Raw genomic sequence first — 11543 nt, 5'->3', positions numbered from 1 at the left:
CGATGCGGCCGGCCAGCTCCGGCTTGAACAGGTCCTTCCAGCTGGTGATCGTCACCTTGTCGGAGCGGTAGACGATGCTGGTGGAATAGAAGGTGTAGCCGACCGCCATGTGCGACCCCAGCGGGTCCTGGGCGATGTCGTACAGCGCGCCGTAATTGGCCAGCTTCGAGATATCGATCGGCTGGACCAGGTCCTTGCGCACCGCCTCCAGCGCGTTGAAGTCGGCGATGGCGGCGACGTCGATCACCGGCGCGGCCTTGTTGGCCTCAAGCTTCGCCAGCCGCTCGCTGCTGTTGCCGGTCTCGACCACCAGCGTGCAGCCGCAGATCGCCTCGAACGGGTCGTACAGGTCCTTCTTATAGGCGTCCTGCGCGATGCCGTAGACCGAGATGGTCAGCGTCGGCGTGTCGGCGAAGGCGGGCGCAACCGCGCCGAGAAGGGCCAGCGCAGCGCTGGCGGCAAGCCGGGTCGTCCTCATGATGCACCCCCTGTCAGCTGTTGGTTCTTGTTTGGGCTTGCCGTCGACCCTCGCAGCACGAGGTCGACGGGGAAAAGGCGGCTGCCCTGCTGTTCGCCGGTGGCGACGGCCAGGGCATGGTCGGCGATGGCGGCCAGATCCTGCCGCACCGTGGTCAGCGGCGGCGACACGATCCGGGCCCACATCAGGTCGTCGTAGCCGGTGACCGAAACATCCTGCGGCACCCGCACGCCGCGGGCCGCCAGGGCGGTGATGAAGCCGACCGCCAGGGCGTCATAGGACGCGGCGCAGGCGGTGATGCCGGCGGGGTCGATCCCGGCACCGATCTCGGCACCGGCCTCGAAGGTGGAGGGCGAATGCCTGACTTGCGGCGCGATGCCGTCGGCGGCGAAGGCCTCGCGCATGCCGGCCGCACGCTCCTGCGCCACCCGGGAATCCTGCGGGCCGGCCAGCAGCAGGATGTCGCGGTGGCCGAGGCGGGCGAGGTGGCGGGCGACCTGCCGGCCGCCGTCGCGATGGTCGCTCGACGCGGTGTTGCCGCGGCTGGCGGCGCTATCGATCACCGCCACGGGGACGGGGATCGCCGCGGTCTCAATCGTGGTGCCGCGGGTCGGGATGATGACCAAGGCGTCGATGCCGCGGCCGATCAGGTTGTCGATCTCCGCCGCCTGGCCCTCGGCGGTCCCCAGGCTGTCGCCGACCAGCACGGCGAAGCCGCGGCGCTTGGCGGCACGTTCGATCGCCTGGGCGAAGATCGGGAACAGCGGCTGGCCGAAATCCGGGACGATCAGGCCGATGGTGGCGCTGCGCCCGGTGCGCAGGGCCCGGCCGGCATGGGCGGGGATGTAGCGCAGCTCCGCCGCCAGCGCGCGGATCCGGCCGGCCAGCTCCGGTGACAGTCGGCCCTTGCCCTGCAGCGCGTTCGACACGGTCGCCCGCGACACGCCGAAATGGCGCGCGAGGTCGAGCAGGGAGGGCGGCTTGCCGGGCATCCGGGGTCTGGTATCACGATTAATCAGGTTTCACGATTAAGCACATGCCCGGGCCTCAGGCACAAGGCGAAAACGGCGCCCGCCGGCCTATCGGCGATGGCAGGCCTTCGTGGCCGCGGCCTCGGCTTGCCTCTGCAGCGGGGTGGCGGTCGTGGCGTCCAGATCGCTGCTGAGCTGGGCGATGCCGCCATCCGTGAAATGCCGCTCGATCGTATCAGCGGCGCAGCGGCAATAGCGGGCCAGTTGGCCGGTACTCATCGACGGACCGTGCGCAAAGGCCACGCAATGGTCGATGTACTGGCGCTTCGCCCCCGGCTGGAACTGCCCGGCCTGGGCCAGGGCAGGCATCAGCAGAAGGGCAATGCCGGCCGAAACGAGAATTGCGCTTCGCATGCTGAGAGTTCCTCACCGATCCCATACTTATCAAGGGGACCACCGGATTGTGGACGATGTGTGTCCGCTCAATGAGTGATGGCGACGAGGATCAGCGTCACCACCGACCAGGCGACGCCGCTCAGCGTGCCGACGAGGTCGATCAGGTGGAAGCCGCGCCGGCCCTGGCCCAGGTCGCGGCGCTTGCGCGGCGGGTAGCGGCGGCCCAGCAGCACGGTGCTGACGATGGCCCCGGCAGTGCCGACCAGGATCGCCGGCGCCAGCCGCAAATGCCAGGCCACGACGCCGGCCACGGGCAGCGCGCATAGGGCGAGGGCCGCGAGGCCGGCGGCCAGCAGCTTGGCCCGCAGGATCGCCGCCGGCGGCACCGGGGCGCTGGCGGCGAGGTCGGGGGCCTCGTCCTCGCCCACCGTCACGGCGACGAACACCCAGGCCAGGCCGGCGGCCATGAACACCGGCAACGCCGCCAGCCCGGCGGCGTTGCTGAGGTCGCGCCACAGGCCGGTCGCCAGCGGCACCACATAGATCAGCTGTTGCAGGATCCGGCCGGCCAGGCGCGGAGTCCGGACCAGCAGCCGGATTTCTTTGCGCAGCAGGGTCAGGTGCCGGCCGCCGCGGAAGGCCGCGGGCGCCTTCGCCCGGCGGGCTATGCCGCGCCGGCCGGTCTCGGTCGCCGCGATCACCGCACCCGAGGCGAAGCGCCGGCCGAGGGCCCAGGCGGTGAGGGCGAAGATCGTGACGGCCAGGACCAGGCCGGGCACCGCCGGCAGCGGGTCGCCCAGCAGCGCCCGCGCCGGCAGCCAGGCCAGCCCCTGCAGCGCCTGCCCGGCCGACGGCGTCAGCGCGGCCATGGCCGCGGCATAGGTCCCGGCCCCGAACAGCGTGCGGCCCTGGCCGGCGAGCAGGACTCCGGCGGCCAGCAGCGTGCCCAGGGTGCCGGTGATGATCCGCGTCGCCCGCGGGCCGACCAGCGCCAGCAGGATGACGGCCAGGATGAAGCCGGCGGCGGTCATCAGCAGGGTGAGGGGGATGAACACGGCATAGGCCGCCAGGAAGCGGGGATGGCCCAGCAGGGCCAGCCCGTTGGCCAACGGGGCGACCAGCATCAGCCAGCCGCCGCTGACGCTGGCGGCGCCGGCGATCATCCGCACCGCCAGGATGCGGCGGACCGGGGCCGGGCTGGAGAGCAGCCACAGCAGGTCGTCGCGGCCGTACAGCGCCTCGACCGCCACGGTGATGGCCTGGGTCAGCATCGCCCCGGCGGCCAGGGCCAGAACCAGGGTGGCCACGCCGATCAGGCGCGGTTCCGCGGCAAGCTGCGCCCCGATCATGGCGGCGAACAGGAGGCCCAGGGCCTGGGCCGCCACCAGGATCAGCAGCACCATCACGAGGCCGCGCTTGAACAGCTTCGAGCCGCGCCAGGCCAGGCGCAGTTCGTGCCGCAGCAGCCAGGCGGTGGAGCCGGGGGTGAGGCGCATCAGGCGGTGGTATCAGCGGCGGCAACCAGGCGCAGGAAGACATCCTCCAGCGTGGCGTCGCCGCCACCGCTGCGGGCGCGCAGATCCTCCAGCCGCCCCTCGGCCAGCAGGCGGCCGGCGACGATGATGCCGATGCGGTCGGCGATGCGTTCGGCGACATCCAGGATATGGGTGGTCAGGATGATGGTGGCGCCGGCGCGCACCCGCTCGCGCAGCAAATCCTTGACGTCGCGGGCGATCGCCACGTCCAGGCCGGTCAGCGGCTCGTCCAGCAGCAGCAGGCGCGGGTCGTGGATCAGGGCGCCGGCCAGCGCCGCCTTCTGCCGCATGCCGCGCGAGAAGCCGCCGCAGCGCTCGTCCCGGTGCGGCCACAGCCCGAGCAGCTCCAGCAGCTCCCGCGCCCGCACGGTGGCTGTGGCCGGGGCGACGCCCCACAGGCCGGCAACGAATTCGAGATATTCCAGCGGGGTCAGCGCGTCGTAGAGCATGGGTTCGTCGGGCAGCCAGGCGGTGATCCGCTTGGCCTCGACCGGCTGCGCCAGCGCGTCGATGCCGAAGATCGAGACCATCCCCGCATCCGGCGGCAGCAGGCCGGCGATCATGCGCAGGGTGGTGGTCTTGCCGGCGCCGTTCGGGCCGAGCAGGGCATAGATCTGGCCCGGCGGCACCGCCAGGTCCAGGCCGTCGACGGCCGGCGCGCCGAACGCTTTGCGCAGGCCCAGCAGCTGCAGGGCCGGGGTTTCGATCGTCTGGTCCTCGATCGTCTGGTCAGGCACGCGGCTTCCCTCGCGCGATTCGATGGCAGGGCGATCCTAGCCGTTCCGGAAGCCGAGCGGCAGCGCCGCCGGGACGACCACTGCCCTCATGCCTGCGGGGCATGGGGACGGACTCACAAAGTCTTTCTGCCTGATGCCCTCGCGGTCCCAGATGCCTGGCGACCCCAATCTCGCAAGGATCCTGAGAGATGACCGACCTTTCCGGCAAGACCGCCCTCGTCACCGGCGCCTCCCGCGGCATCGGCCGGGCCAGCGCCCGGGCCCTGGCCCAAGCCGGCGCCCATGTCATCGTCCATTACGGCCGGGCCGCGGCCGAGGCGGAGGGTCTGGTGGCGGAGATCCGCACTGCCGGCGGCACCGCCGATGCGGTCGCGGCCGATCTCGCCGCACCGGATGGCGCCCATCTGCTGGCCGGCAAGGTCCGCGGCATCGTCGGCGGGCGGCTGGACATCCTGGTGGCCAATGCCGGCGTGTCCAAGGCCGCGACGATCGAGGACACCACGGTCGAGGACTTCGACACCCTGTTCGCGGTCAATGTCCGGGCGCCGTATTTCCTGGTGCAGCAGCTGCTGCCGGTGCTCGGCAGCGGCAGCAGCGTTATCCTCGTCAGCTCGCTGGCGGCGCGCGCCTCGGTCGGCGCCCTGTCGGCCTATGCCGCAACCAAGGGCGCCACCGACACGCTGGTCCGGCACTTCGCCCAGGCGCTCGGGCCGCGGGGCATCCGCGTCAATGCCGTGGCGCCCGGCGTGATCGACACCGACATGTCGAGCTTCGCCAAGACCGCGGAGGGCCGCGTCAACATCCTGGCGATGCAGGCGCTGCAGCGCGTCGCCGAGCCGGCGGATGTGGCCCCGGCGGTGGTCTTCCTCGCCTCGGACGAGGCGCGCTGGGTTACCGGCGATACCCTGCGGGTCGATGGCGGCTCGAAGCTCTGATCAAGGCACCGACGGCACCGGCGTGGCCCGGCGCCGGGCGAGCAGGCGGCGCAGCGCGATGTTGGCGGGATCGCCGATGAAGCGCTTGGCGCCGCCGGCCGCCAGCACCGACAGCGCCACAAACAGGGCGAGCCAGGGCAGCTGCCCCGCAGTGCTCATCCCGTCGCGGCCGATCACGCTGCGCATCGCCGCCAGGACGATGATGTGGAACAGGTACAGCTCGTAGCTGTGCTGCCCCAGCCACCGGATCGCCCGGCCCGGCCAGGACGCGATCCAGCGGGCCGGGGGATCCTCCAGGCTGCCGCAGATGATGCAGGCGGTCGCCAGGCCCAGCAGGCTGAAGCTGAAGACCACGTCCTGGTCGAAGCCGCGCAGCCAGATCGCGCACAGGGCGATGGCGCCGGCGATGCGTAGCCCGGCGGCCAGCCGCTGCCCCGGCCGGACGCGCCGGGCCAGGATCGCGGTCAGGCAGCCCATGGCGATGGCGTCGAAGCAGGCCAGGTTGCCGTAGAGATAGCGGATCTCGTCATCGGCATTAAGGGCGCGGTAGACCGGGGCCGCGACGATCAGGGCCAGGCACAGCAGCACGACCGGCCAGGTCCGCCGCAGCAGCAGGCAGACGATAGGGAAGGCCAGGTAGAATGTCTCCTCCACCGACAGCGACCAGTAGACGTTCAGGCCGTAGTTGAAATAGCCCCATTGCTGCATCAGCAGGTTGTGGGTGAAGGTCAGCACCGTGCCGGCGCCCGCCAGCAACCCGAAGGCACCGCCCTTGCCGGCGAAGGACGGAATCCCCAGCAGCCCGAGCCCGACGATGATCGCCAGGGCCGGCACCAGGCAGGGCAGGATCCGGGCGATGCGGAAGGTGTAGAACGACCGCGGGTCGATCCGCCCGAGCGCCCCGTACCGGGCCAGGGAATGGCTGGTGATGAGATAGCCGGAGATGACGAAGAACATCGTCACGCCGAAATTGCCCCAGGTCACCACCGCCCGCACGGCCTCGGGTCCGAAGATCGAGCCCAGCGGCCCGTCGGGCAGCCGGTAGGTCAGGCTGAAATGCAGCAGCAGGACCATCAGGATGGCCACGCCGCGCAGCACGTCGATCCGGTCGTTCCGTCCGGGTCCGCGATCCATGGCCTCAGTCCTTCGCGGAATTGGAGGCGCGGGCCGGCGCCAGCGCCCAGGCCAGCCCATGCGTGTAGCTGATCGGGTTGACCGTCAGATGGTCCTCGCCCGGGATGATCTCGGTCCGCAGCGCCAGGCCGGGATATTTCCGCGCCGCCAGGATCTGCTGGAAGGCCTTGAGGTCGCCGACCATGTCGACCGTGTGGTTGTAGCGCGGGTCGCCCGATTTGCGGCTGGTGGTCTCGTATCCGCCCACGGCCAGGTACACCCGGGCCGGCAGGTCGTCATGGCTGCCGGCATAGCGGCGCGCTTGGTCGATCACCGTGCGATGGTCGAAGAACAGCGACGGGCTGCTGATGATGTAGGCCTGGAACATCGACGGGTCGGTCAGCAGGATATGGGCGCCCAGCAGCGCGCCATAAGAATGGCCGAAGAAGACCCGGCGGCCCGGATCGGTCCGGTAGCTCCGGTCGATCAGCGGGAACACCTCCCGGGCGATGAACTGGCGATAGGCCTCCGCCCCGCCGAACACCGGGTCGCGGCCGGGCATGTCGGACACGGCGTTGGGCACGCCGGCGGCAGTCGGGGTGTAGTCGCGCCGCCGGCTGTATTCCGGCGTCTCACCCACGGCATAGGACAGGCCGACCAGGATCGCATCCTGCAGCCCCTTGCCGTGGTCGCCGACCCGCCGGCTGATGGCGCGCAGCAGCGGAAAGCCGTAATCCGCATCGGTGATGAACAGCACGGGATAGCGCCGGTCGCCGCTGCGGTAGGAGGCGGGCAGGCTGACATACAGCTTGTAGTCGCGCTGCAGCAGATCGGAATGGATGCCCAGGACCGCCGTGTCCTCCAGCGCGTAGGGCGCCGTCGGGCCGTCGGGGACCGGGGCGGTGACGCCCGGCTCCGCCCGGGCCGGAACGGTGGTCAGCAGGGCGACGAACAGCAGGGCGGCGAGCCTGAGCATGCGGGGAGAGCCTAGGATTCGAATCTGGGCGGGCATGGTGCCGCGCCTGTCAAATCCTGTCACCAGCCTGCCTGTGCCCTCCCCGGCGCCGTGTCGGGGAGGGGGATCGGCCCGAAGATGGTCAGGCCGCCGATGCGGTGTCGAAGCTGGGGTAGTCGGTGTACCAGCGCTCGTCGCCGCCCCAGAAGGCGTGGCGGACATAGGGAGTCAGGGGCAGGGTCCGCCGGAAGCGCTCGGGCAGGTCGGGGTTCGAGGCGAACCAGCGGCCGAAGGCGACCAGGTCGGCATCGCCGCGCTGCAGGATCGCCTCCGCCCCGTCGCGGTCGAAGCCGCCGGCGGCGATGATCGGGCCTTTGAACACTGGCCGCAGGAACGCCGATGCGACGGGCGCCTGCCCCTCCATTAGCGTCTCGGTGCCCTTCACCCTGGGCTCGATGACGTGAAGATAGGCCAGGCCGTAGGCGTTCAGCCGCTCGGCGAAATGGCCGAAGGTCGCCTGTGGGTCGCTGTCGGAGATGCCGCCCCATTGTCCGCTCGGCGACACCCGCACGCCGACCCGGTCGGCACCCCAGACCGAGACCAGCGCCTCGCTCAGCTCCAGCCCGAAGCGGGCGCGCTTCTCGACCGTGCCGCCATAGGCATCGGTGCGCTTGTTGGTGCCGTCCTGCAGGAAGGTGTCGACGAGGTAGCCGTTGGCGGAGTGCAGCTCGATGCCGTCGAAGCCGGCGTCGCGGGCACGTTCGGCGCCGCGGCGGAAGCTTTCGACCAGCGCCGGGATCTCGTCGAGCGCCAGGGCCCGGTGCGGCGAATTCGGCACCCAGCCGTCGCCGGTGAAGACCACGGTCTCGAACGGCACCACCGAGGGCGCGACCGGCGCGCGGCCGCCGCTGAGGTCGACATGGGACTGGCGGCCGTCATGGGCGATCTGCATGACGATGCGGCCGCCCTCGGCATGCACGGCATCGGTCACCCGCCGCCACGCCTCGACATGGCGGTCGGTGTAGATGCCGGGCGCGCCGAGATAGCCGTAGCTGTCGGTCGAGGGGTGGACGCTCTCGGTGATCACCAGCCCTCCCTGGGAAGCGCGCTGGCGGTAGTATTCGACCATCATCGCGCTCGGGCTGGCATCGGTCTCCGCCCGCAACCGGGTCATCGGCGCGTGCACGATGCGATGGGTCAGGTCGAGGGCACCGATCCGGGCCGGGGTGAACAGTTTCGGGGCGGCGCTCATGACCGGGCTTCCTCATAGGCGGGATAGTCGACATAGCCGCGGCGGTCGCCGCCATAGAAGGTGTCGCGGTCATGCGGGGCCAGCTTCCAGCCTTGGCGGATGCGCTCGGGCAGGTCGGGGTTGGCGATGAAGTGGCGGCCGAATGCCACCAGGTCGGCATCGCGGCGGCCGATGATCGCCTCGGCGCTGTCGGGCTCGAAGCCGCCGGCGGCGATGATCGGCCCCGGGAAGGCGCGGCGCAGCTCGGCCGCGGCGACGGGCGGCAGGCCGTCCTCGATCATCTGGTTGCCGATGATGCGCGGCTCGATGATGTGGAGATAGGCGATGCCGGTCCGGTCCAGCCGGGTGGCGACATGGTCGAAGGTCACCGCCGGGTTGCTGTCCGACATAGCGTTGAACTGGGTGCTGGGCGACAGGCGCACGCCGACCCGGTCGCGGCCCCAGACCGGGACGACGGCGTCCAGGATCTCGAACAGCAGCCGCGCCCGGTTCTCGACCGAGCCGCCATAGGCATCGCTGCGCCGGTTGGTGCCGTCCTGCAGGAACTGGTCCAGCAGGTAGCCGTTGCCGGCGTGGAGTTCGATGCCGTCGAAGCCGGCGGCCTTGGCGCGTTCGGCGGCCCGGCGGTAATCCTCGACCAGGGCCGGGATCTCTTGGATCCCGATCGCCCGGTGCGGTGAGACGGGCACCCAGCCGTCACCGGTGAAGGCAACGCCCTCGAACGGCACGACGGACGGCGCCACCGGCGGCACGCCGCCGGTCATGTCGACATGGCCGACGCGCCCGACATGCCACAGCTGCTGCACGATCAGGCCGCCCTTGGCGTGGACGGCGTCGGTGACGCGGCGCCAGCCGGCGATCTGGGCATCGGCATAGATGCCGGGCGCGCCGAGATAGCCGCGGCCGGCGACCGACACGGTCGTCGCCTCGGAAATGATCAGGCCGCCCACCGAGGCGCGCTGGCCATAATATTCGGCCATCAGCGCGCCGGGGATGTCGCCCGGCTGGTCGGACCGCAGCCGGGTCAGGGGCGCCATCACCACCCGGTGGGCCAGTGCCAGGGCGCCGACCTGGAAGGGCGAGGACAGCTTGTGCGGAACGAGGTGATTCACGGTGGTCTCCGGTGCGCGATGGGCATGCCGGTCCGGGCGCTGGGCGGGCAGGGGCTCGCACAGCGTCGGACGCTTCGCCGGCAGCAGGCTGCCGGCGGTGGATGTCATCGCGGGATCAGGGTCTGGAAAACGACAATGCAGCCGCCGCGGATCGGGCTGGGCCCTCACCGAAGCGACTGCAGTGTAGGTAGGGTCGACCCTGGGGCCGGAGAAAGACTTTATGGGACGGGCGCCATGCCTTACGGGCATGACGTGCCGCCAAGCTCAGTCCTTGGTCAGCGCCCGGATATAGGCGATCGACCGGGCGGCGAAGGCCTGCCAGTCCGTCGGGTTGTCATGCTCGACCACCAGCACGTTGGCGCGGGTGGCGGCGAACAGCGGATACAGCGTCGGCCAGTCGATGATGCCGTCGCCGGTGGCAGCCCAGCCCTCGTCGAGTGCGATGCCGGGGGGCGCCGTGTCCTTCAGCTGGATCGCGGTGATGCGGTCGGCGTATTTCGCCAGCTCCTGCGCCGGGTCGGCCCAGCCGCGCGTCACCCAGCCGATGTCGATCTCGAAATCGACGCCGGGCCCGGCCGTTTCCAGCATCAGGTCGATCGGCCGGTTGCCGTCCTCCAGCTTGCGGTACTCGAAGTCGTGGTTGTGCCAGGCGACCTTCAGCCCCTCGGCCTTGGCCGCGGCGGCGCCCTCGGCCAGCTGTTCGCCGACCCGGCGCCAGCCATCGGCGGTGATGCTGCGCTCGCTCGGGGTCAGATAGGGCGGGATCAGCGTGTCGGTGCCCATGGTGTGGGCGTAGTCGAAGAACCGCTTCGGCTCGCTGACCAGCCCGGCCAGCGGCATGTGGAAGCCGGAACAGGTCAGGCCGGCGGCGTCGATCTGCCGGCGGAACAGCGCGGCATCGTCGCCATAGGCCGGCAGCCAGGGCTCGACCGCGTCGTAGCCGCATCGCGCCAGCCATTCCAGCTGGGCCTCCAGCGGCGGGAAGAACCGGGCCGAATACAGCTGGAAGGAGACGGGATATCGGGGCATGGGGCGCTCCTGGATCAGGCCGCGGTCGGGGAGAACGTCTGCGGCGCATCGGCGGCGATCAGCCTGGCGGCATCGGCCTCGGTCATCGGCGCCGGCCGTTCGGTGGTGCTGGCAATCTCCACGAAGCGGCCGATCTCGGCGGATTCGATGATCGCCAGCAGCACCTCCAGCACATGGCGCGCGAACCGGCCGGCGGCGCGGGGGTGGCGGCCATGCTCCGCCGCGTCGAGCATGTCGGCGACGCCGGCGCCGCGGTAGTTGCCGGTCCGCGTGCCCTTGACCTCGATCCAGTTGTCCTGGCCGAAAGCGACCGCCTCGCTGCCGAAGCGCTGCACCGCGCCATCGCCATGCAGCTCGGCGATGCCGGCGAAATAATTGGGGTCGGGCACCATCAACGATCCCAAGGTCCCGTGCAGTTCGATCGGGTTGCGGTGGCCGTGACCCCAATTGTCATAGCTGACCGAGAAGTGGATCTGCGCGCCGGAACGGAACTCCAGCAGCGCCTGGCTGGTGGTCGGCGTGGTCACCGGCACCCGGCTGCCCCGGTTGGGGCCGTCGGCCGTCACCAGCCGCTCGTCGAAGAAGGTGGTGGCCAGCGCCACCACCCGCCGGACGGGCCCCAGCAGGTTGACCAGGGCGGAGATGTAGTAGGGGCCCATGTCCAGCACCGGGCCGGCGCCGCGCTGATAATAGGGGTGCGGGTTGGGGTGCCAGCGCTCCATGCCGTGGTTCATGAAATGGGCGCTGCCGCTCTTGACCGTGCCCAGCCGGCCCTCGTCGATCAGGCGGCGGGCGGTCTGCTGGGCGCCACCCAGGAAGGTGTCGGGTGCCGAGGCCAGCATCAGGCCGCTGCCGTCGGCCAGCGCCACCAGCGCGTCGCCATCCGCCAGGGTCAGGGCCAGCGGCTTTTCGGCATAGGCGTGCTTGCCGGCCCGCAGGATCGCGGCGGTGGTGGCGGCGTGGCTGGCGGGGTTGGTCAGGTTGATGATCGCGTCGATCCCGGGATGCCCGATCAGCGCGTCGGGGGTCA

12 protein-coding genes are annotated in these 11543 nt (G+C 70.9%); 1 reads left to right on the top strand and 11 read right to left on the bottom strand.

Annotated features, from left to right (window positions below; translation table 11 throughout):
• The 5 genes from AC3XYG_RS36580 to AC3XYG_RS36560 form a co-directional block, all read right to left on the bottom strand.
• The coding region (locus tag AC3XYG_RS36580) for an extracellular solute-binding protein (protein WP_489144822.1) at positions 1-478 on the bottom strand (478 nt) is incomplete at its 3' end.
• Positions 475-1470: a LacI family DNA-binding transcriptional regulator gene (locus AC3XYG_RS36575; protein ID WP_489144821.1), complete on the bottom strand. Its 996-nt coding sequence runs from the start codon at positions 1468-1470 to the stop codon at positions 475-477. The genes AC3XYG_RS36575 and AC3XYG_RS36580, both read right to left, overlap by 4 nt.
• Before the next feature lie 87 nt (positions 1471-1557).
• On the bottom strand, positions 1558-1863 hold the full coding sequence (locus tag AC3XYG_RS36570) for a hypothetical protein (protein ID WP_489144820.1): 306 nt from the start codon (positions 1861-1863) through the stop codon (positions 1558-1560).
• Positions 1864-1931: 68 nt separating this feature from the next.
• On the bottom strand, positions 1932-3341 hold the full coding sequence (locus AC3XYG_RS36565) for a hypothetical protein (RefSeq protein ID WP_489144819.1): 1410 nt from the start codon (positions 3339-3341) through the stop codon (positions 1932-1934).
• Positions 3341-4117, bottom strand: coding sequence for an ABC transporter ATP-binding protein (locus AC3XYG_RS36560; protein WP_489144818.1), 777 nt, complete (start codon positions 4115-4117; stop codon positions 3341-3343). Before AC3XYG_RS36560 ends, AC3XYG_RS36565 begins: the two co-directional genes overlap by 1 nt.
• Positions 4118-4305: 188 nt before the next feature.
• Between AC3XYG_RS36560 and AC3XYG_RS36555 the strand changes: the two genes are divergently transcribed.
• Positions 4306-5052, top strand: coding sequence for an SDR family NAD(P)-dependent oxidoreductase (locus tag AC3XYG_RS36555; RefSeq protein WP_489144817.1), 747 nt, complete (start codon positions 4306-4308; stop codon positions 5050-5052).
• On the opposite strand, the gene AC3XYG_RS36550 is transcribed toward AC3XYG_RS36555, so the two are convergent.
• The 6 genes from AC3XYG_RS36550 to AC3XYG_RS36525 all read right to left on the bottom strand — a co-directional run.
• On the bottom strand, positions 5053-6186 hold the full coding sequence (locus AC3XYG_RS36550; protein WP_489144816.1) for an acyltransferase family protein: 1134 nt from the start codon (positions 6184-6186) through the stop codon (positions 5053-5055).
• Between the two features lie 4 nt (positions 6187-6190).
• Positions 6191-7141 (bottom strand): alpha/beta hydrolase, encoded by a 951-nt coding sequence (locus tag AC3XYG_RS36545; RefSeq protein ID WP_489144815.1) that lies wholly within the window; start codon positions 7139-7141, stop codon positions 6191-6193.
• Positions 7142-7262: 121 nt separating this feature from the next.
• Positions 7263-8372, bottom strand: coding sequence for an alkene reductase (locus AC3XYG_RS36540; RefSeq protein ID WP_489144814.1), 1110 nt, complete (start codon positions 8370-8372; stop codon positions 7263-7265).
• Positions 8369-9592 carry an alkene reductase gene (locus AC3XYG_RS36535; RefSeq protein ID WP_489144813.1) on the bottom strand — a complete coding sequence of 408 codons (1224 nt, stop codon included), beginning with the start codon at positions 9590-9592 and terminating at the stop codon, positions 8369-8371. The genes AC3XYG_RS36540 and AC3XYG_RS36535 overlap by 4 nt, the downstream gene beginning before the upstream one ends.
• Before the next feature lie 156 nt (positions 9593-9748).
• Positions 9749-10513 carry a sugar phosphate isomerase/epimerase family protein gene (locus tag AC3XYG_RS36530; RefSeq protein WP_489144812.1) on the bottom strand — a complete coding sequence of 255 codons (765 nt, stop codon included), beginning with the start codon at positions 10511-10513 and terminating at the stop codon, positions 9749-9751.
• A gap of 14 nt (positions 10514-10527) precedes the next feature.
• Positions 10528-11543, bottom strand: a 1016-nt coding sequence (locus AC3XYG_RS36525; RefSeq protein ID WP_489144811.1) for a Gfo/Idh/MocA family protein, incomplete at its 5' end; no start/stop codon positions are given.

The organism is Inquilinus sp. (genome assembly GCF_057815775.1).
This window is presented reverse-complemented; position numbering and strand designations above follow the sequence as displayed.